Origin of the sequence: Salipiger marinus (genome assembly GCF_900100085.1) — a bacterium.
Classification (GTDB): domain Bacteria; phylum Pseudomonadota; class Alphaproteobacteria; order Rhodobacterales; family Rhodobacteraceae; genus Salipiger; species Salipiger marinus.
Genome location: NZ_FNEJ01000022.1, coordinates 61,796 through 86,525 on the forward strand (window position 1 = coordinate 61,796; position 24,730 = coordinate 86,525).

Consider the following 24,730-nt stretch of genomic DNA (forward strand, 5'->3'; position numbering starts at 1 on the left):
TCAGAAATAGGCAAGTTCCGCGCCGGGGGCCGCCGCCCCCGACAGCAGCCGGAAGGTGTAATCCGCCACCGACCGGAAGCACAGCACCTGCATGTCACCTTCGGCCACATGCACCACCGCCGCCGCCACCTGTGCCAGCCGGGTGCGGCGCAGGTGGCCCACCGGAAAGGCGCCGGGCGCCATGTCGGCGGGTGTCAGCCGCGCCATCACCTCGCGCAGATGCGGGCCGGTCAGGCGGAACCGGGCGCGGGCATCGGACACGTCCAGCACCAGCGCATGCACCGCCGCCGCATCAAGCCGCGCCTGCAGGGCGCGCGCCGCTTCTGCCGCCTCGGCGCGGGGCAGCAGCAGCAGCAGCTCGTCGGGCGACATCCACAGCAGCCCGCGCTCCGGCGTGCCGGAGATCTGCCAGATGCCGGGCATCGCGCAGCCCGCCTGTGCCGTCACCGCCTCGGCAAAGGTGGTGTCGGCCAGATCGCCCCGGATCGACACCTGCCCGCCGGGGGCCAGTTCCTCGACCAGCACCGCGCCTTCGAACCGGGCGCCCTGCAGCGGCAGGGCGGGAAAGGGACCATCAGACATCGTTCTTCTTCCCTTCGGGATCGTAAAAGACCGGGCTCACGATGCGGGCCTTGACGGTGGTGGCGGCCTCGTCGGCGGCGTCGTAATCCTCGGTGGTGAAGACCAGTTCCTCGCCCATGCGGTCGGGACCGTGGCGGACCAGACCCATCGCGATGCCCCGGCCCAGCGTGGGCGAGCGGTAGGACGAGGTGACCCGGCCTTGGGTGTTGCGCTGGCCATTGGCGTTCTTGCCCGGCGCCAGCGCCAGCGCGCCGGTGGGCAGCACCGATCCGTCCAGCGTTTCCAGCCCGACCAGCTGCCAGCGTTCGGGGCTGGCCATGAAGCTGCGCTCCTGCGCGCGCTTGCCCAGATAATCGGCCTTCTTCTTCGAGATCGCCCAGCCCAGCCCCAGATCCTGCGGGATCACCGTGCCGTCGGTTTCATCGCCGATCATGATGAAGCCCTTTTCGGCGCGCAGCACGTGCAGCGCCTCGGTGCCATAGTGGGTGGGCTGCCATTGGGCGCCCTCTTTCAGCAGCCGGTCCCAGAAGGCGCGGCCCAGATTGGCGGGCAGCGCCACTTCATAGGACAGCTCGCCCGAGAAGGAGATGCGGAACACCCGCACCGGGAAGCCGCCCAGCGTGCCTTCGGCCCATGTCATGAAGGGCAGCGCCTCGCGCGAGACATCCATGCCGCCCAGCTTTTCCAGAAGCGCGCGCGCCTTGGGGCCGACCACGGCGATCTGCGCAAATTCTTCGGTGACATTGGCGGTATAGACCTGCCAGTCCCACCATTCGCATTGCAGCCAGTCTTCCATATGCGCATGGATCCGGTCGGCGCCGCCGGTGGTGGTGTGGCAGAGCCACGTGTCCTCGGCCAGACGCGCCACCACGCCATCGTCGATCAGGAAGCCGTTTTCCGAACACATCAGCCCGTAGCGGCATTTGCCCACCGGCAGCGTGCTCATCATGTTGGTGTAGAGCATGTCGAGGAAGCGGCCCGCATCCGGGCCCTTGACCACGATCTTGCCCAGCGTCGAGGCGTCGAGCAGCCCAAGGCTGGTGCGGGCGGCGGTCACTTCACGGGCGACGGCGGCGTGCCGGTCCTCGCCGGTGCGGCGGTAGCAATAGGGGCGGCGCCACTGGCCCACCGGTTCCCAGTCGGCGCCATTGGCCTCGTGCCAGCTGTGCAGCGGGGTGCGGCGCAGCGGCTGGAAGATCTCGCCGCGCGCCTCGCCCGCGATGGCGCCCATGGAGATGGGCGTATAGGGCGGGCGGAAGGTGGTGGTGCCCACCTGCGGGATCGCCTGTCCCAGCGTGTCCGACAGCACGGCCAGACCGTTGATGTTGCTGAGCTTGCCCTGATCCGTCGCCATGCCGAGCGTGGTGTAGCGCTTGGCATGTTCCACGCTTTCATAGCCTTCGCGGGCGGCCAGCTGCACATCCGACAGCTTCACGTCGTTCTGGTAATCAAGGAAGGCCTTCATCCGCAGGTCGGGCGTGGCCTTGCGCGGCATGATCCAGATCGGATCGAGCGGCGCCTCGGGGGTATCCTCGCCCTGCGGCACGGAGATGTCGGCGGCGGTGAAGCCGCAGGCGGCGGCGGCATTTTTCCCAGCGGTGGCGGCATCCTGCAGCAGGGTGCTCAGGTGCAGCTCGCCATTGGCGGCACCCGCCGCATGGACCATGGCCGCCCCATCGGCGCCCGTGGCGGGGCGGGCGGGATCGGGACGGAAGAACGCCCCCGCCGCATCCCATGTCAGCTTGCCGCCGCAATGCGACCACAGATGCACGACCGGCGACCAGCCGCCCGCCATGGCGACCGCGTCGCAGGCGATCTCTTCCAGCACGGCGCCGGTGCCCTCGGCGAGACAGGTCGCCACACCGGTGACGCGCTTGCCGCCCAGCACCTTGGCCACGGCACGGCCCGGCTCGATCCGCAGACCGGCCTCGCGCGCCTCGGCGGCGAGCGCCCCGCCGCCCATGGGCCGGGCATCAAGGATCGCGGGCACGTCGAGCCCGGCGCGGTGCAGCGCCAGCGCGGTGCGGTAGCCGTCATCGTTGTTGGTGACGATCACGGTGCGCTGGCCGGGGGCCACGCCGTAATTCACCACGTAATCGCGCATGGCAGAGGCCAGCATGACGCCGGGCAGGTCATTGCCCGCAAAGCTGAGCGGGCGTTCGATGGCGCCGGTGGCGGTGACGATCTGGCGGGCGCGGATGCGCCACAGCCGGTGGCGCGGGCCGGGCTGGCCCGGCGCGTGATCGGTCAGCCGTTCATAGCCCAGCACATAGCCGTGGTCATGCACCCCGGCCCCCATCAGCCGCGCCACGCGGCGCAGGTTGGGCAGTGCGTCCAGTTCCGCCAGCGTGCGGTGAACCCATGCCTCGGGCGCCTCGCCCTCGATGGTCCCGCCATCAACCGGGGCGCGCCCGCCCCAATGCGGGCTCTGTTCGATCAGCAGCACCTCGGCGCCGGTGGCAGCGGCGGATTTGGCCGCCATCAGCCCCGCAACACCGCCGCCGATCACCAGCACGTCGGTGAAGACGTGGAAATGTTCATAGCTGTCGGCATCGCGGCTTTCGGGATGGGGCGCGCGGCCAAGTCCTGCGGCGCGGCGGATCACCGGCTCGTAGACATGTTTCCAGAAGGCGCGCGGCCAGAGGAAGGTCTTGTAGTAGAAACCCGCCGGCAGGAACCGCGACAGCGCCACGTTCACCGCACCAATGTCGCGGTCAAGACTGGGCCAGCGGTTCTGGCTTTCCGCCACCAGCCCGTCGAAAAGCTCGGTGGTGGTGGCGCGCTGGTTCGGCTCGAACCGCGGCCCCTGTCCCAGCCCGACCAGCGCGTTCGGCTCCTCGGCGCCCGAGGCCACGATGCCGCGCGGGCGGTGGTATTTGAAGCTGCGGCCCACGAGCAGGCGGTCATTGGCCAGCAGGGCCGAGGCCAGCGTGTCGCCGGGATGACCGGTCAGGGTGGTGCCGTCGAAGCTGAAGCGGATCTCGCGCGATCTGTCGGTAAAGCGGCCGCCGGTGGAAAGGCGCAGGCTCATGTCTTGACCCTCGGGAATGTGGATGCGCCGGAGCCTCCGGCGGGAGTTTTCTGGGCAAGATGAAACATCATGACGCGCCCTGCCCCCAGTCGGGATGGCGCTGCCGGATGCGGTCGATGATCTGGGGCGGCGGGGCGGAGGTCTGGGCACGGTAGGTGCCATAGACTTCCATGGTCACGGAATCGCGGGCCGCGAGGAACCACTTGCCGCAGCCATAGGCATGGCGCCAGCGTTCCAGCACCAAGCCGCGCGGGTTGTCCCGGTTGAAAAGGTAGTTCTCGAGCGCGGCATCGGGGGCGCCGGGCCCCTCGCGGCGCAGATGCGCCTCGCCGCCGGGCGCAAGTTCGATTTCCGCAGCCTGAAGACCGCAGCAGGGACAGGTGAGGATCAGCATGGCGCCGCTCCCTTGGTTGAAGGGCGCGGGGCGCCGGAACAGGAAAGGAAAGGCCGCGGCGCCGCGGCCTCAGCCGCCGCCCAGCAGGCCCTCGACGGCGCGGGCGGCGTTCTGCGCGGCGCGCGCGGGACCGGAGAGGTCGCGCTGCCCGTCGCCGGTGCTGTCATCAAGCGTGACGCCGGATCCCGATCCGGCCTCCAGCAGGGACCAGATGAGGACGGCAATGACCACGATCGCCACGCCTGCGCCGAAGGCCAGCAGGCTCTGGACGCCGCTGCCAAGCAGGGAGCGGCGCCGCGGCGGGCGGCGGGTCCGGTGCGGATCGGGGCGGGCGGGATCAGGCATGCGGCATCCTCTGTTCCGGAACGGTGCGGACCAGAAACCTGCGAAAGGCGGCAGAGGTTCCCTGCTTTTGCGCCCTGTGCGTCAAACCTGCCCGGAAACCCGGCAGACCCCCCTGCGGCCTGCCTGAATTTGCGGCGCAGGCCCGGGTCACGCCGGGTCACCCCGGCCAATCCATAACCGGTTATTAACCACGAGGCGTCCAGATACGGGTCGGGTTTTCCCAGTCCCCAGAGCAAGGCGTTTGTATGAGCCGACAGATCATCCTGACCTTCACCAGCCATCGCGGGCGCCGTTTTCCGGTGGAGCTGTTCACCCCGGACACGCCCTTTGCCGAGGAAGGCGCGGTCTATCTGTATCTGCGCCTGCCCGCGGGCCGCGCCGTGCAGGCGCAGATCCTGCATGTGGGCGCCACAGCGGCACTTGGCCGCCAGATCGCGCAGGACCGGCAGAGCGGGCTTCTGGCGCGGGTGGCGGCGCTGGGGTTCGACACGGTGGGCGCCGTGGCGCTGGCCCGCCCGTCGGAACGCGCGCAGATCGCGCAGGAATTCATCCAGAGCTGGCACCCGCCCTGCAACGACGGCCACGGCGCGCTGGCCGGGCTGATGGGCCTGCCCGCGCCGCTGCCCCGCCTGCCGGGACCGCGCGCCTGACTTAGGCCCGGAAAAATGGCGGGCTGCGGTCAATGCGCCACCCCTGCCGCCACGGATTCGTCGATGAAGCGGCCCTCGCGGAACCGGTCGAGCCCGAATTCCGCGCAGAGCGGCGAGGCGCCCTTGGCCATCAGTTCGGCAAAGCCCCAGCCGGATCCGGGGATCGCCTTGAACCCGCCGGTGCCCCAGCCGCAGTTGAAGAAACAGCCCTCCAGCGGGGTCTTTGACAGGATGGGCGAGCGGTCGCCGGTGACGTCGACGATGCCGCCCCACTGCCGCAGCATCTTCAGCCGCGAGATCATCGGGAAGGTCTCGATCAGCGCGCGCACCGTCTCCTCGATATGGTGGAAGCTGCCGCGCTGCGTGTAGTTCACAAAGCCGTCGGTGCCGCCGCCGATCACCATCTCGCCCTTGTCGGACTGGCTCATGTAGCCATGCACGGTGTTGGCCATCACCACCACATCCATGCAGGGCTTGATCGGTTCAGAGACCAGCGCCTGCAGCGCCACGCTTTCGATGGGCAGACGGAAGCCCGCCATTTCGGCCAGAACGCCGGAATGGCCCGCCACCACCACGCCCAGCCTGTCGCAGCCGATCTCGCCGCGCGTGGTGGCGATGCCGCGCACCCGCCCACCTTCGGAGCGGATCGCCGTCACCTCGGTGTTCTGCAGGATGTCCATGCCCATGTCGGAACAGGCCCGCGCATAGCCCCAGGCCACCGCGTCATGCCGCGCCGTGCCGCCGCGCGCCTGCCAGAGCGCGCCCAGCACCGGATAGCGCGGCCCGTCCACGTTCATGATCGGGCAAAGCCGCTTGATCTCGCGCGGGCCGATCATCTCGGTCTCGACGCCCTGCAGGCGGTTGGCATGCACCGTGCGCTGGTAGCCGCGCAGTTCATGTTCGGTCTGGGCCAGCATCATCAGCCCGCGCGGGCTGAACATCACGTTGTAATTCAGATCCTGACTCAGCGTCTCATAGAGGCTGCGCGCCTTCTCGTAGATCGCGGCAGAGGGATCCTGCAGATAGTTCGACCGGATGATCGTGGTGTTGCGCCCCGTGTTGCCGCCGCCGAGCCAGCCCTTTTCCACGATGGCGACATTGGTGATGCCGAAATTCTTGCCCAGGTAATAGGCGGTGGCGAGCCCGTGGCCGCCGCCGCCCACGATCACCACGTCGTAACGCGGCTTGGGCTCGGGCTTGCGCCAGGCGCGGGTCCATCCGCTGTGGTACCGGGCCGCTTCACGGGCGATGGCAAAGGCCGAATATCGTGTCATGGTCCTCGAATCCGCGTCTGACGTGCTGCACTCTCCTACGACTGCACCACGCGGGCCCCGCATCCGCAACCGTCACAATTCCGCACAGTTGCGACATGCGTCAGATGGCCCGGCTTCCGGCTCTTTTGTCCAGCCGCCCGGGGCTGTACAGGAAGGCACAGACAAGGGAGGTCATGCGATGCTGTTCTGGATCCTCTGTGGCGCTGCGGCGCTGGTGGTTGCCGCTGCTCTGGCGGCGGCCCTGCTGCGCGGGCGGCCCGAGCCTGCCTCCGCCGAAAGCCATGATCTGAGGGTCTATCGCGACCAGCTGGCCGAAATCGACCGCGACCGCACCCGCGGCACCATCGGCCCCGAAGAGGCCGAGCGGCTGCGCGCCGAAGTGTCGCGCCGCATCCTCGCCACCGACAGCCGCCGCCCCTCCGCCACCGCCGCCCGGACCGGCGGCCCATCAGGCTGGATCGCGGCAGGGGTCATGACGCTGGTGCTGGTGGGGGCCGCGCTGGCGCTTTACCGCAGCCTTGGCGCGCCGGGCTATCCCGATCAGGCGCTGGCGCAGCGCATCGCCATGGCGCGCGAGCTGCGCGAGACCCGCCCCAGCCAGTCCGAGGCCGAGGCCGCGCTGCCCGCCGCGCCCCCCGCCGAGGCGCCGCCCGAATATCTCGCGCTGGTGGAGCGGCTGCGCGGTGCCGTGGCCGACCGCCCCGGCGAGGTGCAGGGCCATGTGCTGCTGGCCCGTTCCGAAGCGGCGCTTGGCAATTACCGCGCCGCCGCCGAGGCGCAGCAGCGGGTGATCGACCTGAAGGGCGACAGCGCCTCCCCGGAGGATTACGCCGATCTGGCCGACATGCTGGTGCTGGCGGCGGGCGGCTATGTCTCGCCCGAGGCCGAGGCGGTGCTGGACGAAACCCTGCGCCGCGATCCCGGCAATGGCGTCGCGCGCTATTACGGCGGGCTGATGATGGCCCAGACCGGGCGGCCCGACGCCGCCTTCCGGCTCTGGGACGCGCTGCTGCGCGACAGCGCCCCTGACGACCCTTGGGTGCCTGCGGTGATGGATCAGATCCCCGAAATGGCGGCACGCGCCGGGGTCAGCAATTACCAGCCCCCCGTCACCGCCCCGCTGCCCGGCCCCAGCGCCGAAGATATGGACGCCGCCGCCGGGATGTCGGAGGAAGACCGTCAGCTCATGGTCGAAGGCATGGTCAGCCAGCTCTCCGACCGGCTGGCGGCGCAGGGCGGCACGCCGCAGGAATGGGCGCGGCTGCTGTCGGCGCTGGGGGTCTTGGGCGACACAGACCGCGCCCGCGCCATCTGGGCCGAGGCGCAGGCCGTCTTCGCCACCCGCCCCGAAGCGCTGGCCACCGTGCGCGCGGGCGCCGAAGCGGCGGGGGTGGCGGAATGACCATGGCATCCATCGGCTGCAAATATCCCGGGGGGGGCGCGCGGAACGCGCGCGGGGGGCAGCGCCCCCCCGCCTCCCGTGCCGCCGGAGCCCGGCCATGATCCACGAGGACATCACCGAATTTGCGACAGCCCTGCCGCCTTTCACCGGCATCGCGGGGCTCGATCTGGGCACCAAGACCATTGGCGTCGCGCTGTCGGACCGGCTGCTGACCGTGGCCACGCCGCTGGAAACCATCCGCCGCAAGAAATTCACCCTTGATGCCGAGGCGCTGCTGGCCCTCCTGCGCGGGCGCGAGGCGGGCGGCATCGTGCTGGGTCTGCCGCGCAACATGGATGGCAGCGAAGGTCCGCGCTGCCAGTCCACCCGAGCTTTCGCCCGCAATTTCGCGCAGATCTGGCCCGGCCCGATCACCTACTGGGACGAACGCCTGTCCACCGTCGCCGCCGAACGCGCCCTGCTGGAGGCGGATACCTCGCGCCGCCGCCGCGCCGAACTCATCGACCATGTGGCGGCCTCGTTCATCCTGCAGGGCGCGCTCGACCGGCTGCGCCATCTGCGCGATCACGCATGACCGACACACCGCCGCAAAGCCCCTGCGTCAAGCTCTGCTCCATCGACGCAGGCTCTGGCCTGTGCCGGGGCTGCCTGCGCAGCCTTGACGAGATCGCGGCATGGGGCAGGCTCGATCCGCGGGCGCAGCGCGCGATCCTCGCCGACCTGCCGCACCGCAGCGCCCGGCTTTCGGGCTCCTCGCAGGACGCCCCGCCGCTTTCCCGCCGCTGACCCGGCGCCATCGCGCGGCACGGCCCGGGCAGCCGGGCCGACCCGTCGCAGGGGCTCTGACCACGGCGCCTCGCACATAAAAATCGCGCCTCCCTGCGGAAGGCGCGACATAAGGCCAGACCCGTCAGGCGCCCGGGATCAGAACAGCGATTTGCGCAGCATGTTGACGGCCACGATCAGGATGAACACCGCAAAAGCGCGGCGCAGGGTCTTGTCCTGAATGGAATGGGCCAGCTTTGCACCCATGGGCGCGGTGATCAGCGTCATCGAGATGGCGATCAGGAAGGCGCCCAGATTGACCGCGCCGAAGGTCAGCGGCGGGCGCACCTCCTCGGGGATCTCCACCAGCAGGAAGGCCGCGACCGAGGGCACCGCGATCAGCAGGCCGAAGCCCGCCGCCGTGGCCACGGCGCGATGGATCGGCACCGCGCAGAGCGTCATCAGCGGCACGCCGAAACTGCCGCCGCCAATGCCCATCAGCACCGACAGGAAGCCCACCACCGGCGACAGCGACAGCCGTTTCCAGCCGGTGGGCATCGCGTCCGCCAGCCGCCATTCGCGCTTGCCGAAGGCGAAATAGAGCCCGATGCACACCGCCAGAACCCCGAACAGCGCCTGCAGGAAGGTGGTGGTCAGCCGCGAGGCCGCAGCCACCCCGATCAGCGCCCCCACCGCGATTCCGGGCGCCCATGTCCTGAGGATGCTCCAGTCCACAGCACCCTTCTTGTTGTGCGACATGACCGACCGCGCCGAGGTGACGATGATCGTGGCCAGCGAGGTGGCAAGGCAGATCTGCATCAGCCACGGGCTGCCATAGCCCAGCGTCTCGAAGGTGAAGAGGAAGGCGGGCACCAGCACGATGCCCCCTCCCACGCCCAGAAGTCCGGCCAATATGCCCGCAAAGGCGCTGGTGACCATCAAAAGCCCCAGCAGGGGCAGCAGGGTTGCGACATCGAACATGGGGCGGGCTCCTCTTTGCCTTTTGCGCTTAGCCCCGCCCGCGCGCGGGCGCAAGGCTCAGGCGGCAGGCTCCAGCTGCGCCAGCGCCGCCTCCACCACCTCGGGGCCCGCGCCGGGGCGGTGCGCCTGTTCCGACAGCAGCCGCCGCCAGCCCCGCGCGCCGGGACGCCCGGCAAAGAGCCCCAGCATGTGGCGGGTGATCTGGTTGAGCTTTCCGCCCGAAGCCAGATGCCGTTCGGTATAGGGCAGCATGGCGCGGGCCACGTCCTCGGGCGCGGGGGCCGCGCGGGCCTCGCCGAAGATCCGGGCATCGGCCTCCGCCAGAATGTCCCAAGGCTGGTGATAGGCGGCGCGGCCCACCATCACCCCGGACAGGCCCTGCGCCAGCAGCGTCTCCGCCTCGGCAAGGCTCTGCACCCCGCCATTGATCGAAATCTGCAGATCCGGAAAGGCCTGCGCCATCTCCAGCACCAGCGCGTAATCAAGCGGCGGAATGTCGCGGTTTTCCTTGGGGCTGAGCCCCTGCAGCCAAGCCTTGCGCGCATGGATGATGACCCGCTGGCAGCCCGCCTGCGCCACCTGCTCCAGAAACGCGGGCAGCACCTCGCGCGGCTCCTGATCGTCCACCCCGATGCGGCATTTCACCGTGACCTCCGCCGTCACCGCCGCGCGCATCGCCGCGACGCAGTCGGCCACGAGGCCGGGATGTTTCATCAGCACCGCGCCGAAAGTGCCCGACTGCACCCGGTCGGAGGGGCAGCCGCAGTTGAGGTTGATTTCGGGATAGCCCGCCGCCTGCCCCAGCCGCGCCGCCTGCGCCAGTTCCTGCGGATCGGAGCCGCCAAGCTGCAGCGCGACCGGCTGCTCTGCGGCATCGTGATCCAGCAGATGCACCGCCCCCCCGCGCACCAGCGCGGGCGCCGTCACCATCTCGGTATACAGCAGCGCCCGATGCGACAGCAGCCGGTGCAGATACCGGCAGTGTCGGTCCGTCCAGTCCATCATGGGCGCGACGGACAGACGGGAAGCCGTTGATATCTCCTTTTTTCTTTTTTTCTCAGCCACTTCGGCGCACCTTCAGCTCGTCTCGTTTCCGCTCATTATGGACCAAATCAGTCGATTTTGACACTGGATTTGGTCCTGTGGACCAAATACAGTTCCATGGACCAAATGGGGAGACCATCATGGGCTCGATCACCACGCGCAAACGCAAGGATGGACATAACAGCTACAGGGCACGTGTACGAGTGATGCGCGAGGGCACCGTCTATCATGAGACGAAGACTTTTGACAGACGTCCAGCTGCGACCGCCTGGATAAAGAAACGCGAGAAAGAGCTAGCAAGACCTGGTGCGCTGGAAGAGTTGAACGCATCCGATCCCCCGCTGTCCAAAGCGATCGAGCGCTATACCGAGGAAGCCGTGAAGGACATCGGCCGCACGAAAGCGCAGGTCCTCAGGACCATCACCACCTACCCGATCGCCGATCTGCCCTGCTCCACCATCAAGGCGAAGGATATCATCGAGTTCCTTCAGTCACTGCCTGGACAACCGCAAACCGTCGGGAACTACGCGAGCCATCTCGCCTCCATTTTCGCCATAGCCCGACCGATGTGGGACTTTCGACTGGATGACCGGGAGATGAGAGACGCGATCACCGTCGCGCGCCGCATGGGGATCATCTCCCGTTCTGCGCAGCGGAACCGCAGGCCCACCCTTGATGAACTCGACCGGCTGCTGGCCCACTTCATTGATCGGCGCCAGAGAACGCCTCAAGCCATGCCCATGCACAAGGTGATCGTTTTCGCTCTCTTCTCGACGCGCCGACAGGCAGAGATCACCCGGCTCACCTGGGATGACTTTCAGAAGGAGCACAAGCGCATCCTGGTCCGCGACATGAAGCATCCCGGCGAAAAACTCGGAAACGATACCTGGGTCGATCTGCCTGAGGAGGCCATTCGGGTCATCGACAGTATGCGCAAGAGCAAGGCTGAGATCTTCCCCTACTCCCCGGACGCGATCACGACCAACTTCACACGCGCTTGCAAGCTACTCGGGATCGAGGATCTGCACTTCCACGATCTGCGCCACGAAGGCATTTCCCGGTTGTTCGAGATGGGTTGGAACATCCCCCATGTCGCGGCGGTCAGCGGACACAGGTCTTGGGTTAGCCTGAAACGCTATACGCACATCCGAGAAACAGGCGACAAATATGCAAACTGGCCGGGAATGCAGGTCGCAATCGACAGAGCCTGAGCTCAGCCCGCCTTGCCGAAGGTTCCCCAGCCTGAAACTTTGAAGGAAGCTCAAATAGGCCACACTCCAAGCGATCTGCCTTCAAATTATCGAAGTATCGTTGGTTGCGGGGGCAGGATCTGATCACAACTTGCGCCCCGAGCAAGTAAAGATGGTTGCGGGAGGGCGCACCCATCATAACTTGCCACTGGACGGTCGGCCCATGGGGCCAGATGATGTTAGAGATGTATCTAAGAAAATTGCGATGGTTGTGGGGATTTCCCGCGGTCTGGAATTGCTATTTCGAGCGGTAGCTTAGCCTTGGCGGAAACGCGACAGCACTCTTGAGCGCTGCCCTCCGAAGGTGGAGGTTTAAATCCCGATAACGCGTCACTACTTCGTTGGTCTTTCAAACAACGTAAGAAACTACCGGCCCCGTTCGCGGGGCCGGTAGCCAAATTAGGCTGTCAGAGCAGAATTCCCACCGTCGTTCTTCCAGCGCCGCCAGGCGGGAAAGGCCAGCGCGAGCACGCCGAGGGCCACATGGGCAAGCGCGATACTGAGCGTGAAGCCGGCTACGAGAGCCCATGGGCTGATCGCAGCCCAGACACCCGCAACCATACGCGCCCAGTCAAGCCCTTCATGCGGTCGCCAAAGCGCAATTGCGGCAAGCACTGCGATCAGTCCTCCTGTCAGTAGGGCGCTCCAGAAGGCAATATCGGTCATCGTGACGACGAAGGGCAACCCAGCGAGGGCTAGGCCCGCGAGAAGGCTGATGCCGTCGCCAAGCTTGTCATAGTTCGTGGTCCAGGTCTTGCTCATGGTGTTACCTCCTTTCTCTTCACCAGGGATTCAATGCGGCCGAGCCAGCCGCTTGGGCGCCGGCGCAGGCAGGAAGGGCAACAGCTCCTCCTGCGAAATCGCACCGGTCGCGATCTCTTCCAAGGCAAGCTCTTCGGTTGCTTGCCGTTTAGGTTCGACCCGCGGTTCTGCCCCGGCCCTCAGCGCCCGGCTGCGGGCGCTCGCGGCGAGGACCAGTGCGAAACGATCGGGCACCGCCTGCTGGGCATCAATTGCAACGAAGGGATTCATGCCGCCCTCCCTTCCTCAACGGATGGATACAATCCGTCGGCGGCCACCGCCGCTTCAAGCGCCAACAGCGCTCGTTCAACCTCGGCAAACTGCGATGCACGCTGGTTTTCCGGCATGCCTTCGGTGCTGGCGACATCCTGAAGATACTCCGTGTAGGCCCAGTTCATCAGGATAGAACGGCGAGCCTCCAACGACAGGCTGGCGTCCGAAGCAACTTCAATGGGAGAACGCCCATCATCGCCGCCTTTCGGATCGCCCCGCCGTTTTGCGCCGGCCATCGCGTCACGATAGGTTTGCCGCATCTCGGACAGTCCGAGCCGAGAGAGCGTGGCATCGGACCACAGCCCGGCCTGCCTGTCCCGTGCCCGGGCGGCACGGCGCGCGGCTTCGCCTGCCGGCAGATGCACCTCGTAAGCCACCCCCAGACGCTTTGCATGGCGAATAGCGGCTTCCAGCGTCGGAAAGCTAAGGTCTATCTGCTGGATCGTGTCGTCGCCACCCGTCCAGCCCATCAAAGGCTCGAGCCAAGGACCGGTCCGGCGTGGAAAGCTCATCTTCCAGCCCTTCGTACGCGTGCGCCCCGAGGTCATCGCCGATTTCGACGGTTTCCATATCCGGGCGACCGCATCGTCCGGCAGAGAAGAGTCCCAGTCTGGTCGCGAACCGGCCTGACTCAGAATGGGTGATACATGTGATTGTCCTGTGAAATCTCCGCTGATCACGTTCATCTCTTAGCCTCCAGATTGCAGGAAGGGCGTCCGGCCGCCACCCGAGCGGCCGGAACGTCCCGTTCTGGGTCCAAGCTGGTTCAGGCCGCGACCGGTTCCGGCTCTGGAGCTGTCTCGAGCTGCCTGGTCTCGAGACCCTCGGTCGCCTCAGCCGACGCGATCTCGATCCGACGCGGTTTGAGTTCCTCGGGGATCTCGCGCTTGAGCTCGACGGTCAGCAAGCCGTTCGACAGCGTGGCCGCTTCGACCCGGACGTGATCGGCCAGTTCGAACCGACGTTCAAACGACCGGCCGGCGATGCCACGATAGAGATAGCTGACACCGCCGTCACCTTCGGGCGTCTCCTTGCGGCCCGACACGATCAGCATGTTCTTGTCTTGGGTCAGGGTCAGATCGTCTTCGGCAAAGCCCGCCACCGCCATGTCGATGCGATAGTCGTCCTCGCCGGTCTTGACGATGTCATAAGGCGGCCAGTTGTCGAGCGTCTCCACTCGACGGGCTGTCTCGAGCGCGTCGAGCATACGGTCGAAGCCAACGCTCGAACGGAACAGAGGTGCAAAATCAAGTGTCGTTGCCATAGCCATATCCTCCTTTGAGCAACATGGGTACAGACATCGGGAGCACCGCAGGAGCGATGTCCCGCTTTATGGCCGATCCCCATCTGGGCGATCTGCATAAAGTGATTTGGAACAGCACCTTACGGTTTCAAGAGGATGCTCGGAAACTTTTTTCTACGAACAGCTCTCCTATATTTCTCTTGCTTCCTTGTAGCATTCGAAAGGAGGAGATCATGACCGAAAACGACGTGAAAAGCATCCTGGGTCCCGGCACGGACCCCACGCTTCTGTCTGATATTCTGCGCACCGGCGCCGACGCCTCCGAACTTGCCTGTGCCAAGGCCTGGGTCGAGGCGGACGAGGCGCAGGTCGATGCCCATAGCCCCTTCCCATCGGGCCGGGTCGCCCGGCTGGTCGAATTGCTCGAAGCCGATCAGGAAGAAGATGATCTGCAGTAGCAGAAATCGGGCTGGCGCAGACGATGGCGCCAGCCCGTCCCTTCAGGTGGTCACAATAACCCGAACCGGTCCGTCGCGACGCAGAACATCGGCAACCACGTGGGTGCCAGACCGGCGCAGAGCCACATCGACGGATCCACCATCAAGGCGGAGATTGCGCAGCACGACCTCTCCCAGAAACTCCGGAAGGATCGGTTGCTCGAAGATCACCTGCCGCGCCTCGGCGTCGAAGCGCAGCCCGAGACAGGCCTGAAGCAGCAAAAGCGGCGCTCCCGCCGCCCAGGCCTGCGGCGTACAGGCCACCGGATAGAAGGTGGGGCCTTGCGTCTCGCGGCGCGGGAAGCCGCAGAACAACTCCGGCAACCGTCGCAGGTCGATATAGGTGGCCGCAGAGAAGATGCCCTCGAAAATCCGTGCGGCCTCTTCACGGAACCCGTAGCGCGCCAACCCCGCCCCGATCAGCGCATTGTCATGGGGCCAGACCGACCCGTTGTGATAGCTCATCGGATTGTACCGTGCCTGACCCGCGGCAATGGTCCGCACTCCCCATCCGCAGAAAGACGACGGCCCCATCAGGGCTCGAACGACCGTTTCGGCGCGCTCCTCCGGGACGATTCCCGTCCAGAGCAGATGGCCCGCGTTCGAACTGCGTACTCGGCAGGGCCGTTTGTCACCATCGAGGGCGAGCACATAGGTTCCAAGCTCATCGTCCCAGAACGCCGCGTCAAAACGGGACTTCAATTCCGAGGCCTTTTGCGCCTGTTCCTCCGCGATCCCGTCATGACCGAGTTCCCGTGCGATCTCGGACGCAGCCAGCCGGGCAGCATAGACGTAGCCCTGTACCTCGCATAGCGCGATCGGCCCCTTGGCCAGCGTCCCATCGGCGTGAAACACCGCATCATGACTGTCCTTCCACCCCTGGTTGGCGAGCCCCTTGTCGCTGCGCCTCCCGTATTCCACGAAACCGTCGCCGTCCCGATCGCCATAGGTCTCGATCCAGTCGAGCGCCGCACAGACATGCGGCCAGAGTGTTTCCAGCACCACCCGATTGCCGGTGCGTTCGAAATACGCCCCGGCGAGCATCACGAACAGCGGTGTCGAATCCACGCTGCCGTAATAGCGCCGGAACGGAACTTCGCCGGTTTCCGCCATTTCGCCATAACGCACTTCATGAAGGATCTTGCCTGGCTCGGCATCGGTATCCGGATCGAATTCCGTCGCCTGGTTGGCCGCAAGATGCAGTAAAACGCCCCGCGCGACCGCCGGGTCGAGCCAGAGCATTTCCCAGGCGGTGATCAGAGCATCGCGCCCGAACACGGTGCTGAACCAGGGCACGCCCGCATAGGGATAGGGCCCCTCCTCCGTATCGGTCATGAGCATGTAGAGGTCCGAGACCGAACGGCGCATGGTCTCGTTGAATATCTCGTTGGAGCTTTGCACCGTGGCTGCGCGGGAAGAAGAACGTCTGAGTGCGCGGCGCGCGTCCCGCAACGAGCGGAAAAACAGGCGCGACGGAGGATCCTCAGCCCCATTCACGTCGCAGCCGATCTCGATAAAGAGCGAACGCGTTTCGCCGGGGGCGAGGCTCAGACGATAGACGGCTTTCCCCGGCTCAAGCTGCGCAGGCGCAGGATCAAAACGCAGAGCGGTGCTACGTGGATTGTGGTCGAGCCCCCGGTACGACAAGAGCACGTGCGAGCCATCCACCTCCGGCAAGAGCGACGTTCCCCGGCGGGCCCGCACCCGGCCACGGACCTCAAAAATATCCGCAAAATCGGCCTCAAAGGCGATTTCCAAGGTAATCTCATGTGGGGCCTCGTCGAAATTGCGTACCGCCAGCCGCTCATAACACGTGCCCTGCCAGAGAAACCGCGTCCGGCGCATGTGGATGCGATCATGCGCAATCAGACAGCGACCGGTTTCGTCATAAAGATCGGGATTCGTCAGATCGCAGGTCAGCGTGGCGTTATCGTCGCGCAATGTGGACGAGAGCAGCATGGGCCGCTCTCCCCCGATGGTCAGATAGTAATGCGAGAGATACCTGGTGTCGCGATGGAACAGGCCCTCGGGGCTGCCTGGCCCCGAGAGCACATCGCCATTGTGATCGAACACGGCGAAGGTATCGCCGTGCTTCAGGGTTCGTGGCCGCCGCTCCTGCAAGGAGGCTGCCGCCGGGATGAAGAATTGCGCCGGCGGCGCGACCAGTTGCGACGCACGCAAGGCCGTCTGTTGCAGCGCCTCGGTCATCTTACTCTCCTTCGCACTCATTCCGCTGCATGCAGGACATGGGCCCCATGGCCGCCGAGCATATGCGGGAGCGGCATCGTAACAGCCTCGACGCCCGGCAGCCCGCGATAGATTTCGACATAGTCGCGCGCCATGCGATCTGCGGTGAAGCGTTCTTCGAACGTCTCGCGCACGATTCCTCTGCTGATACGGTCCAGCTTGCTGACGGCCGCGACAGCGTCCTCCAGCGAGTGCACGACATAGCCGGTCAGCCCTGGCTCCACGATCTCGGGCACTGAGCCATTCGCCCATGCGATTACAGGCGTGCCGCAGGCCATGGCCTCGATCATCACCAAGCCGAAAGGTTCGGGCCAGTCGACCGGGAAGAGCAGCGCCCGCGCGTTCCCGAGAAATTCGGCCTTTTGCTTCTCGTTGATCTCTCCGATGAACTCGACATTGTCGTGGGCGTCGACCATAGGCGCGATGATCTCTTCCCAATACTTGCGATCCGCATCGCCTATCTTGGCGGCGATTTTCAGTGGCATCCCCGCCCGCGCCGCAATTTCGATGGCGCGGTCCGGGCGTTTCTCCGGCGAAATCCGTCCGAGGAAAGCAAGATAGTCGCCGTTCGGGCGTTCGGTGAAGGGCAGCAGAGTCTTGGGAAGACCGTGATAAACTGTTCCTGCCCAGTTCACGAAGGGCAGCGGACGGCGCTGGTCGTCCGAGATCGAAACGAGCGGATAGTTCGGGAAGGTCGCATAGAAGGGACGAAGATCAGGCCCGTCGAGCCGGCCGTGCATGGTCGTCACCATGCGATCGGCGAATGCGCGCGCCATGGGATAGTGCAGGAAGTCGATGTGAAAATGCAGCACGTCGAATTCATCGGCCCGCAAGCGGACTTCCTCCAGCATGGCGACATGCCAAGGCAGCGAGTTCTTCACGTTCGGATCGAGCCGGAGCGCTTCCTTGCTGCACGGAACCAGGTGGGCCTTGGTCCGGCTGTCGCCGCTGGCGAACAGCGTGACTTCATGGCCCTGCCTGACCAGTTCTTCGGTGAGATAGGAGACGATCCTTTCTGTTCCCCCATAGAGACGCGGCGGGCAACTTTCTTCCAGCGGTGCGATCTGTGCGATCTTCATCGGCAAAACCTCCTCTTCTGAGCGAAGCCTCAACAATGGATGCGAGAAGGTCGTCTACGATCACCCCGCCTGGGCATGACCGCCGGATGTGGCATCTCGAATTCGGACAGTCGTGATACAAGATCACTGCCATCCGCCGGACCATGGTTCCGGAACGCGAGATGGCCTTGCCCGGCAAAACCTCCTGCGCAAAACAGCGATGTCAGATAGCAGGGAACCCCTGCGAAAAGTTCAGTTAGAAATCGACTTTGGAGTTTCAACCCCCTCCCGCGCGCAAAAAATATGGCGCGAAGCAGGCAGGTGCTGAGTGTGCGTTGGCCGCATTCACGCTGCGCGACGAACCACAACCGCTCCAATCAGCATGCTCAGCCCCAACGCAAGGAACAGAGGGTCGGCGATCTTGGCTTGCAACAGGCCGGAGGCAGTCGTGACAGAGATGAGCATCAAGCTGAATTCGCCGCCATGGGCCAGGATGGCGCCCGCGCGAAGCGCAGTCTCGAGCTGTTCTCCGAACATGCGGGTCAGGGCAACAACAAGCGCGAGTTTCACCACCATGAGCACAAAAAGCCATGCCAACACCATTGGCCATGTCGACCAAAGCGCACCTATATGGAGTTGAGCTCCGATACCGATGAAGAACACCCCGACGAACAGATCCCGGAACGGCCTGATTTCCCGTTCAACGAATTGGCGGGCGTCGCCCTCAGCGATCATCATGCCGGCAGCGAAGGCACCGAGCGCCGGCGAAAGACCCGCAACCTGCGCAATAATGGCCGCGAGCAAGGCAACGGTCAGGGCCAGAAGCTGTGCGAGTTCAGCCTCGCCCTGGGTTGCGACCCATCCGGCAAGCCGCTGAAGCATTGACCGGGCGATGAAGAGCGCCCCGACGAGCACGCCCATGCCCTCGACCATCTTCAGGACGTCGTGCCCGCTTTCCACGACTCCTGCCGCGGCGATGACATCGTGAAAGGCCAGAAAGCCGACGGCCGCCAGATCCTGAAACAGCAGAACAGCGATCGCGACCCGTCCCTGGGGCGTCCCGAGCGCATCGCCGCCCGCCAGGACCTTAAGGCAAAGCGCGGTCGACGACATCGCGACCGCGCCAGCGATCAGAACCGCCGCCGCCGGCGCGATCTCGGTAAAGACGAGCAGCCCTGCGGTGACCGACCCTCCGGTTACGAGCACCTGTGTCAGACCGAGTCCGAAGATCAGCCGCCGGAGCGACACGAGCTTGTCGAGGGAGAATTCCAGACCAAGCGCAAAGAGAAGCAGGATCACCCCGACCTCACCTATAAGCGTCAGTGTGGCACCCTCGGCGATGAGCCCCAGACCGGACGGCCCGATCACAATGCCGGACAGCAGGAAACCGACCAGTGCGGGGATGCCAAGCCATGCGCAGATCGCGACATGGCAAAAAGCCATCATGGCGAGCAACGCGGCGGCCTCCAACAGCCCCTGGTCGGCGTGCATCAACGTCGCCCGCTTCCATAGACAGTTGCCCCGATCCACGCCGGTGGGTCGGACGCGGGGAAGGATTCAGCACTCGCTTCACAGACCGGGTCTGCAGCCGTCGCGAGTTCCGCTGATAGATCACGAACGCTGGCCGCGTCGATGCCTCGGTGAAGCCGGTGCCGGGAACTCGGTCGGTGGCCGGTCTCGATGCGGTGGGCGCCAGGAGCATCGGCTCCCTTGCTGGTTGGCGCTGTCTCCCACCAGAAGCGGCGCGGTGGCACGGATCGACGTTTGTCCGGCTCGTGGCGCACGATATACTGCCAGTCGTTTCGTTCCGCGAAGGCGATGGCGCTGTCGAGATCAGGGAAAGTCAGGCGGATCGGACGATAGGGATCTTTGGTTGCGGTCCAGCCCATAAGAGGCTCGATGACCGGCGCCCGGGCCGTCTCAAACTCGAGTATCCAATGCTGCCGCCTGATTGGAGCGGAGGTGTGAGACGAGCGAGCTGGCCTGTAGATCAACGCTGTCGGCACGTCTGGAGATGTCAGGTCAGTTCCGGGGATCTTCGGTCGAAACGGTGGGCGGTTGTGTCCTTTCAGCATGATTTACCTCTCTTCGGATTGCGGCACCGGCGGCGTCACCGCCGGTGCGCGGGCCATCATTCAGAGGCGGGCTCAGCCTCTTCGCTATCGGCTTTGCCCGGCACTTCGGGGGTCTCGGTTTCTCCTGCGCTCTCCAGCTTTTGGAACGTGATCTTCTGATCATCCGCGGTCCAGGCGACGCGCACCTTGTCGCCGTCCTCGATCCGACCGGAAAGCATCTCGCGGGCGAGCTCAGTCTCCAGTTCCGAACGGATTAGCCGTCGCAACTCGCGGGCGCCGAACTCTGGCCGGAAACCCACTGCTCCGAAATGCTCCGCAACGCTTCCGTCATAGTCGAGCTCGACCCCCTGGGTCAGCGCCGTGCGGGCGACACGGGCCAGCTGCAGCTCGACGATCTGCCGGATTTCCGACTGGTTCAGAGAATGGAAGACGATGATTTCGTCGATCCGGTTGATGAACTCGGGCCGGAAATGGGCACGCAACACGTCCATCAGTTCGGCCTTCTGCCCTGCCTCGTCGAACTCCTTGGTTCCGCGCTTGCGAAGGTTGCGCTGGATGATATCGGAGCCGAGGTTCGACGTGGCGATAATGATGGTGTTGGTGAAATCCACCACGCGGCCCTTGCCGTCGGTCAGGCGGCCATCGTCGAAGACCTGCAGCAGGATGTTATAGACATCTGCATGCGCCTTCTCGATCTCGTCGAGCAGCACGACAGAATAGGGCCGGCGCCGGACCCGTTCCGTCAGCTGGCCGCCTTCGTCGTAACCGACATAGCCCGGCGGGGCGCCAACCAGCCGCGCGACCGCGTGACGTTCGCCATATTCGGACATGTCGATGCGGATCATCGCATCCTGATCACCGAAGATCGTCTCCGCCAGAGTCTTGGCCAGCTCGGTCTTGCCGACGCCGGTCGGGCCGAGGAACAGGAAGGTCGCGGTCGGGCCGGAGCCCTCGCGCAGCCCGGCGCGCGCCAGTCGCACGGCATCGGCAACGGCATGGATGGCCTCTTCCTGGCCGATTACCCGCTCATGCAACTTGTCCTCGAGTTTCAGCAGCTTTTCGCGCTCTTCTGTCGTCAGTTCGCTCACCGGCACGCCGGTCAGTTTCGAGACGATCTGCGCCACGTGGTCGGCGCGCACTTCAGCCGTCGCAGAGGCCCGGTCGCGCTTCCAGGTTTCCATCAACTCGTCAAGCTCGACCTGTTTGGCTTCAAGCTCTTTCTTGAGTTCAGCAGCACGGTCGAACTGCTTCCTCCCCGCAGCGTAGTCCTGCTCGCGCCGGATCTGGGCGACCTCAGCCTCGAGCTCCTGGACATCGACGGGACGCGCGGTAGCGCTGATCTTCACGCGCGCGGCAGCCTGGTCGATCAGGTCGATGGCCTTATCGGGCATGAAGCGGCCGGTGACGTAGCGGTCGGAAAGCTCGGCCGCCGCGACGATGGCCTCGTCGGTGATCGTCACCTTGTGGTGGCTTTCCAGCGTGTCGCGCAGTCCGCGCAGGATCATGATCGTCTGCGCCACCGTCGGCTCATCGACATAGACCGGCTGGAAGCGGCGCTCCAGCGCGGCGTCCTTCTCGATGTATTTCTGGTACTCGTTCAGGGTGGTCGCGCCGATCAGGTTCAGCTCGCCGCGGGCCAGCGCCGGCTTGAACGTATTGGCGATGTCGAGCCCGCCTTCGCCGCCGCCCTGTCCGGCTCCGACGATGGTGTGGATCTCGTCGATGAACAGGATCATGTCGGCCTTGTTGGCCTCGATCTCCTTGAGGATCTTCTGGACCCGCTCCTCGAACTCACCGCGATATTTCGATCCGGCCACCATCGAATTGATGTTGAGTTCGACCAGCCGTTTGTCGCGCAGCGCCTCGGGCACCTCGCCCGCGACGATGCGCTGCGCCAGCCCCTCGATGATCGCGGTCTTGCCGACACCCGGTTCGCCGATCAGCACCGGGTTGTTCTTCTTGCGCCGCGCCAGAACCTCGATCGTCGTCTCGATTTCACGCGCCCGGCCGATCACCGGGTCGAGCCTGCCCTCGCGCGCCAGCTTGGTCAAATCGCGGCTGTATTCATCCAGATCAGGCGTGCTCGACGGGGTTTCGACGCGGCCTTCCTCGGCCCCCTGACCGACGACCTTTGTCACCTGCTGGCGTAGCGCCTGCGGCGTCAGGCCCAGCCGGTTCAAGATGCTCGACGCCACGCCCTCGCCCTCTTCGGCGAGACCGATCAGAAGGTGTTCGGGGCCGACATAGGAATGGCCCAGCTCGTTCGAGGCGATGAAGGCGCGGTTCAGCGCATCCTTCACCCGCGGGCTGACGCCGATCTCACGGTCCTCCCCCGTTGCGTCGCCCTTCTTCGCTTCGCTCTCGATCTGGCGGCGCAGATCGTCGGCGTCGATCTTGACCTGCCCCAGCACCGTGCGGACAACATCCGAGCCGGTAAGCGCCAGCAGAAGGTGTTCCGTATCAACCTCGGTCCGGCCGAATTCATGCGCCTTCTGGCCCGCCTCCTGCAAAAGCCGGTTGGCCTGTTCGCTCAGGCGGTCAGCGATATTGATGCCGCCGCGCCGCGCGGTGCGCCCCGCCTGTCGGATAGGGACGGGTTGCCCCTGATCTTCGCCAAGCCGATCGAAAAGGCCACCGGCATCGCCAAAGAATTCATCGAAGAGCGAGCGCCCTCCGAAAAGCGATTCCAGTGGCGATGCGCTACGCCCTTGCCGTCGGGCGATCCTGCGGTAGTCCTCGTCGCAAAGCTCCATCACCTTGCGTTCACCGTTGACAGAGACCTGCGCACGAAAGCTGGCAGGTCGGGATTTGCAGATATCACAGATGCCGTTTGCCATTTTTCACCTCCGTCATGCTCCCAGCCGGAACGTCCGGACTGGGTCTCTGTGTTCAGGCCGCCTCGACCTCCTGAGTGCGGACCTTTTCTGCGATGGCCCGAAGGTCGGGCTCGTCCAGCGTCTCGCGGTAGAGCAGATCGCGGGACGTTTCCTCCAGCAGCGCCCGGTTCGCGTCGAGAAGCGCGACCGTACGCGCGAAGATGTCGTCGATGATCGCCTTGACAGCGGTATCCATCCGCTCGGCCGTTGCCTCGCTGTGGCGGCGGTTGAGCCAGGCGGATTGATCCCCCGTGCCAAGGAAGCCGGGCCGCTCGGTGTCATAGCTGACATGGCCCAGATCGGGGTCCATGCCGTAGCGCGCGACCATGGCCCTGGCGATGTCGGTTGCCTTCACCAGGTCGTCGGCGGCACCGGTCGAAAGGTGATCGTATATGAGCTTCTCGGCCGCACGCCCGCCCAGAAGAACGGCGATCTTGTTCTCCAGTTCCTCGCGGGTCATCAGGAAGCGGTCCTCGGTCGGGCGCTGGATCGTATAGCCGAGCGCACCGATCCCGCGCGGGATGATCGAGACTTTGTGCACCGGATCGACCCCCGGCAGCGCCATCGCGACCAGCGCGTGCCCCATTTCGTGATGCGCCACGATTTCCCGCTCGCGCGCGTTCAGAACACGGTTGCGCTTCTCCAGCCCGGCGACGATACGCTCTACTGCGTTGTTGAAGTCTTCCATGGTCACCGCATCGGCCTTTCGGCGGGTTGCCAATAGCGCCGCCTCATTGACCAGATTTGCCAGGTCCGCTCCGGAAAAGCCCGGGGTCAGCCCGGCGACCTTCTCCGCATCCACGTCCGGTGCGAGCGTCACCTTCTTCATGTGTACCCCGAGGATCTGGATGCGGCCCTTCTTGTCGGGCTTGTCCACCAGCACCTGCCGGTCGAAGCGCCCGGCCCTGAGCAGCGCCGGGTCGAGGATTTCCGGCCGGTTGGTGGCCGCCAGCAGCACGATCCCCGACGACGGGTCGAACCCGTCCAGCTCAGTGAGAAGCTGGTTCAGCGTCTGTTCGCGCTCGTCATGCCCGCCGGCCATCTGACCGGAGGCGCGGGCGCGGCCGAGCGCGTCGAGCTCGTCGATGAAGATGATCGCCGGTGCGTTCTTGCGGGCCTGCTCGAACAGGTCGCGCACCCGGGCCGCACCGACGCCCACGAACATCTCGACGAATTCCGAGCCCGAGATCGAGAAGAAGGTCACGCCCGCCTCGCCCGCCACGGCCCGCGCCAGAAGCGTCTTGCCGGTACCCGGCGGGCCGACCAGCAGGATGCCTTTCGGGATCCGGGCGCCGAGCTTGCCGTAATCCTCAGGCGTCTTCAGGAAATCGACCACTTCCTCCAGCTCGGCCTTGGCCTCGTCGACCCCGGCCACATCGGCAAAGCTGACGCCCGTTTCCTTCTCCATGTAGACCTTGGCCTTGCTCTTGCCGACCTGCAGGAAACCGCCAAAACCCTGACGCTCGGCGAACTTGCGAAAGACGAACATCCAGAGACCGAAGAAGACCACTGCAGGCACCACCCAGGAGAGAAGCACCCCGATCCAGGTGTTTTGCGGAACGCCGGTGATCTCGACATCCGCGTCGTCCAGCCGTTCAAGAATTGCGGGATCGACGATCGTGGTGACGAAGCCAGAGCGGCCGTCGATGGGAGTCTCGAAGGTGCCGGTGATCGTATCGGACCCGACCGAAACCGAAGCGATGTCGCCGTCGGCGAGATACTGTTCGAATTGGCTGTAGCTGATCGGCGCGATGCTGCGGTAGCTGGCGATCAGATCCTGAATAAAGATCACCGCAAAAAATGCGACGATCCAGTACCAGATGTTAAATTCGGTTCTCTTTTCCATCCCCTTCTCTCCTCGGCGCCAACCCGTAGAGATGTTGCTGATTTGTCACATCCGGCCAGATTGGTATTGCTTGAGCCGAGTTCAAGAGGGATCCGA

At 65.3% G+C, this 24,730-nt stretch carries 23 protein-coding genes; 6 read left to right on the forward strand and 17 right to left on the reverse strand.

What is annotated here, in order from left to right; genetic code table 11:
* The 4 genes from BLR51_RS20520 to BLR51_RS20535 form a co-directional block, all read right to left on the reverse strand.
* Nucleotides 1–582 (reverse strand): sarcosine oxidase subunit gamma, encoded by a 582-nt coding sequence (locus BLR51_RS20520; RefSeq protein ID WP_089850515.1) that lies wholly within the window; start codon nt 580–582, stop codon nt 1–3.
* A complete protein-coding gene (locus BLR51_RS20525; RefSeq protein ID WP_089850517.1) occupies nt 575–3,613 on the reverse strand; it encodes a sarcosine oxidase subunit alpha family protein in 3,039 nt (1,012 codons plus the stop codon). Before BLR51_RS20525 ends, BLR51_RS20520 begins: the two co-directional genes overlap by 8 nt.
* Nucleotides 3,614–3,680: 67 nt before the next feature.
* On the reverse strand, nt 3,681–4,007 hold the full coding sequence (locus tag BLR51_RS20530) for a sarcosine oxidase subunit delta (protein ID WP_089850518.1): 327 nt from the start codon (nt 4,005–4,007) through the stop codon (nt 3,681–3,683).
* Between the two features lie 69 nt (nt 4,008–4,076).
* Nucleotides 4,077–4,352, reverse strand: a complete 276-nt coding sequence (locus BLR51_RS20535) for a hypothetical protein (protein ID WP_089850520.1) — start codon at nt 4,350–4,352, stop codon at nt 4,077–4,079.
* Between the two features lie 245 nt (nt 4,353–4,597).
* On the opposite strand from BLR51_RS20535, the gene BLR51_RS20540 reads away from it, so the two are divergent.
* A complete protein-coding gene (locus tag BLR51_RS20540; RefSeq protein WP_089850523.1) occupies nt 4,598–5,002 on the forward strand; it encodes a hypothetical protein in 405 nt (134 codons plus the stop codon).
* A 29-nt stretch (nt 5,003–5,031) separates the two neighbouring features.
* Here the strand turns inward: BLR51_RS20540 and BLR51_RS20545 are convergent, their stop codons facing one another.
* Nucleotides 5,032–6,276, reverse strand: a complete 1,245-nt coding sequence (locus tag BLR51_RS20545; RefSeq protein ID WP_089850525.1) for a sarcosine oxidase subunit beta family protein — start codon at nt 6,274–6,276, stop codon at nt 5,032–5,034.
* 178 nt (nt 6,277–6,454) lie between these two features.
* Between BLR51_RS20545 and ccmI the strand changes: the two genes are divergently transcribed.
* The 3 genes from ccmI to BLR51_RS20560 all read left to right on the forward strand — a co-directional run bounded on the left by ccmI (nt 6,455) and on the right by BLR51_RS20560 (nt 8,464).
* On the forward strand, nt 6,455–7,678 hold the full coding sequence (gene ccmI / locus BLR51_RS20550; protein WP_089850527.1) for a c-type cytochrome biogenesis protein CcmI: 1,224 nt from the start codon (nt 6,455–6,457) through the stop codon (nt 7,676–7,678).
* A gap of 97 nt (nt 7,679–7,775) precedes the next feature.
* The gene (ruvX, locus tag BLR51_RS20555) at nt 7,776–8,252 is read left to right on the forward strand and encodes a Holliday junction resolvase RuvX (RefSeq protein WP_089850529.1); all 477 of its coding nucleotides are present in this window, start codon (nt 7,776–7,778) and stop codon (nt 8,250–8,252) included.
* Nucleotides 8,249–8,464: a DUF1289 domain-containing protein gene (locus BLR51_RS20560; protein WP_089850531.1), complete on the forward strand. Its 216-nt coding sequence runs from the start codon at nt 8,249–8,251 to the stop codon at nt 8,462–8,464. Before ruvX ends, BLR51_RS20560 begins: the two co-directional genes overlap by 4 nt.
* A 138-nt stretch (nt 8,465–8,602) precedes the next feature.
* Here the strand turns inward: BLR51_RS20560 and BLR51_RS20565 are convergent, their stop codons facing one another.
* Both BLR51_RS20565 and dusA read right to left on the reverse strand, forming a co-directional pair.
* On the reverse strand, nt 8,603–9,424 hold the full coding sequence (locus BLR51_RS20565) for a sulfite exporter TauE/SafE family protein (protein ID WP_089850533.1): 822 nt from the start codon (nt 9,422–9,424) through the stop codon (nt 8,603–8,605).
* Nucleotides 9,425–9,481: 57 nt separating this feature from the next.
* Complete coding sequence (gene dusA, locus BLR51_RS20570; RefSeq protein ID WP_089850535.1) at nt 9,482–10,489, reverse strand: tRNA dihydrouridine(20/20a) synthase DusA; 1,008 nt, start codon at nt 10,487–10,489, stop codon at nt 9,482–9,484.
* 119 nt (nt 10,490–10,608) lie between these two features.
* Between dusA and BLR51_RS20575 the strand changes: the two genes are divergently transcribed.
* Nucleotides 10,609–11,679 (forward strand): site-specific integrase, encoded by a 1,071-nt coding sequence (locus tag BLR51_RS20575; RefSeq protein ID WP_043869992.1) that lies wholly within the window; start codon nt 10,609–10,611, stop codon nt 11,677–11,679.
* A gap of 438 nt (nt 11,680–12,117) precedes the next feature.
* Here BLR51_RS20575 and BLR51_RS20580 read toward each other — a convergent pair whose 3' ends face one another.
* The 4 genes from BLR51_RS20580 to BLR51_RS20595 all read right to left on the reverse strand — a co-directional run bounded on the left by BLR51_RS20580 (nt 12,118) and on the right by BLR51_RS20595 (nt 14,056).
* Complete coding sequence (locus BLR51_RS20580; RefSeq protein WP_052453269.1) at nt 12,118–12,480, reverse strand: SPW repeat domain-containing protein; 363 nt, start codon at nt 12,478–12,480, stop codon at nt 12,118–12,120.
* 30 nt (nt 12,481–12,510) lie between these two features.
* Entirely contained in the window at nt 12,511–12,750 is a 240-nt protein-coding gene (gene rpoZ, locus BLR51_RS20585; protein ID WP_052453270.1) for a DNA-directed RNA polymerase subunit omega, read from the reverse strand.
* Nucleotides 12,747–13,478, reverse strand: a complete 732-nt coding sequence (locus tag BLR51_RS20590; RefSeq protein WP_082033237.1) for an NADH dehydrogenase ubiquinone Fe-S protein 4 — start codon at nt 13,476–13,478, stop codon at nt 12,747–12,749. The genes rpoZ and BLR51_RS20590 overlap by 4 nt, the downstream gene beginning before the upstream one ends.
* An 80-nt stretch (nt 13,479–13,558) precedes the next feature.
* On the reverse strand, nt 13,559–14,056 hold the full coding sequence (locus tag BLR51_RS20595; protein WP_043869993.1) for an Hsp20 family protein: 498 nt from the start codon (nt 14,054–14,056) through the stop codon (nt 13,559–13,561).
* Between the two features lie 212 nt (nt 14,057–14,268).
* Between BLR51_RS20595 and BLR51_RS20600 the strand changes: the two genes are divergently transcribed.
* Nucleotides 14,269–14,493 (forward strand): hypothetical protein, encoded by a 225-nt coding sequence (locus tag BLR51_RS20600; protein ID WP_043869994.1) that lies wholly within the window; start codon nt 14,269–14,271, stop codon nt 14,491–14,493.
* A gap of 42 nt (nt 14,494–14,535) precedes the next feature.
* On the opposite strand, the gene BLR51_RS20605 is transcribed toward BLR51_RS20600, so the two are convergent.
* The 6 genes from BLR51_RS20605 to ftsH form a co-directional block, all read right to left on the reverse strand.
* Entirely contained in the window at nt 14,536–16,740 is a 2,205-nt protein-coding gene (locus BLR51_RS20605; RefSeq protein WP_043869995.1) for an amylo-alpha-1,6-glucosidase, read from the reverse strand.
* A gap of 17 nt (nt 16,741–16,757) precedes the next feature.
* On the reverse strand, nt 16,758–17,858 hold the full coding sequence (locus BLR51_RS20610) for a glycosyltransferase family 4 protein (RefSeq protein WP_043869996.1): 1,101 nt from the start codon (nt 17,856–17,858) through the stop codon (nt 16,758–16,760).
* Between the two features lie 324 nt (nt 17,859–18,182).
* Entirely contained in the window at nt 18,183–19,328 is a 1,146-nt protein-coding gene (locus BLR51_RS20615; protein WP_043869997.1) for a cation:proton antiporter, read from the reverse strand.
* On the reverse strand, nt 19,328–19,912 hold the full coding sequence (locus BLR51_RS20620) for an NADH dehydrogenase ubiquinone Fe-S protein 4 (RefSeq protein WP_074743001.1): 585 nt from the start codon (nt 19,910–19,912) through the stop codon (nt 19,328–19,330). The genes BLR51_RS20615 and BLR51_RS20620 overlap by 1 nt, the downstream gene beginning before the upstream one ends.
* A 56-nt stretch (nt 19,913–19,968) precedes the next feature.
* Entirely contained in the window at nt 19,969–22,749 is a 2,781-nt protein-coding gene (locus tag BLR51_RS20625) for an ATP-dependent Clp protease ATP-binding subunit (RefSeq protein WP_052453271.1), read from the reverse strand.
* A 52-nt stretch (nt 22,750–22,801) separates the two neighbouring features.
* Nucleotides 22,802–24,634 (reverse strand): ATP-dependent zinc metalloprotease FtsH, encoded by a 1,833-nt coding sequence (gene ftsH, locus BLR51_RS20630; protein WP_043869998.1) that lies wholly within the window; start codon nt 24,632–24,634, stop codon nt 22,802–22,804.
* Nucleotides 24,635–24,730: the final 96 nt, after the last annotated feature.

Coding starts and splice junctions, on each gene's coding strand:
- BLR51_RS20520 (WP_089850515.1), bottom strand. CDS start 582: ATGTCTGATGGTCCCTTTCCCGCCCTGCCGCTGCAGGGCGCCCGGTTC.
- BLR51_RS20525 (WP_089850517.1), bottom strand. CDS start 3,613: ATGAGCCTGCGCCTTTCCACCGGCGGCCGCTTTACCGACAGATCGCGC.
- BLR51_RS20530 (WP_089850518.1), bottom strand. CDS start 4,007: ATGCTGATCCTCACCTGTCCCTGCTGCGGTCTTCAGGCTGCGGAAATC.
- BLR51_RS20535 (WP_089850520.1), bottom strand. CDS start 4,352: ATGCCTGATCCCGCCCGCCCCGATCCGCACCGGACCCGCCGCCCGCCG.
- BLR51_RS20540 (WP_089850523.1), top strand. CDS start 4,598: ATGAGCCGACAGATCATCCTGACCTTCACCAGCCATCGCGGGCGCCGT.
- BLR51_RS20545 (WP_089850525.1), bottom strand. CDS start 6,276: ATGACACGATATTCGGCCTTTGCCATCGCCCGTGAAGCGGCCCGGTAC.
- ccmI (WP_089850527.1), top strand. CDS start 6,455: ATGCTGTTCTGGATCCTCTGTGGCGCTGCGGCGCTGGTGGTTGCCGCT.
- ruvX (WP_089850529.1), top strand. CDS start 7,776: ATGATCCACGAGGACATCACCGAATTTGCGACAGCCCTGCCGCCTTTC.
- BLR51_RS20560 (WP_089850531.1), top strand. CDS start 8,249: ATGACCGACACACCGCCGCAAAGCCCCTGCGTCAAGCTCTGCTCCATC.
- BLR51_RS20565 (WP_089850533.1), bottom strand. CDS start 9,424: ATGTTCGATGTCGCAACCCTGCTGCCCCTGCTGGGGCTTTTGATGGTC.
- BLR51_RS20575 (WP_043869992.1), top strand. CDS start 10,609: ATGGGCTCGATCACCACGCGCAAACGCAAGGATGGACATAACAGCTAC.
- BLR51_RS20580 (WP_052453269.1), bottom strand. CDS start 12,480: ATGAGCAAGACCTGGACCACGAACTATGACAAGCTTGGCGACGGCATC.
- rpoZ (WP_052453270.1), bottom strand. CDS start 12,750: ATGAATCCCTTCGTTGCAATTGATGCCCAGCAGGCGGTGCCCGATCGT.
- BLR51_RS20590 (WP_082033237.1), bottom strand. CDS start 13,478: ATGAACGTGATCAGCGGAGATTTCACAGGACAATCACATGTATCACCC.
- BLR51_RS20595 (WP_043869993.1), bottom strand. CDS start 14,056: ATGGCAACGACACTTGATTTTGCACCTCTGTTCCGTTCGAGCGTTGGC.
- BLR51_RS20600 (WP_043869994.1), top strand. CDS start 14,269: ATGACCGAAAACGACGTGAAAAGCATCCTGGGTCCCGGCACGGACCCC.
- BLR51_RS20605 (WP_043869995.1), bottom strand. CDS start 16,740: ATGACCGAGGCGCTGCAACAGACGGCCTTGCGTGCGTCGCAACTGGTC.
- BLR51_RS20610 (WP_043869996.1), bottom strand. CDS start 17,858: ATGAAGATCGCACAGATCGCACCGCTGGAAGAAAGTTGCCCGCCGCGT.
- BLR51_RS20615 (WP_043869997.1), bottom strand. CDS start 19,328: ATGCACGCCGACCAGGGGCTGTTGGAGGCCGCCGCGTTGCTCGCCATG.
- BLR51_RS20620 (WP_074743001.1), bottom strand. CDS start 19,912: ATGCTGAAAGGACACAACCGCCCACCGTTTCGACCGAAGATCCCCGGA.
- BLR51_RS20625 (WP_052453271.1), bottom strand. CDS start 22,749: ATGGCAAACGGCATCTGTGATATCTGCAAATCCCGACCTGCCAGCTTT.
- ftsH (WP_043869998.1), bottom strand. CDS start 24,634: ATGGAAAAGAGAACCGAATTTAACATCTGGTACTGGATCGTCGCATTT.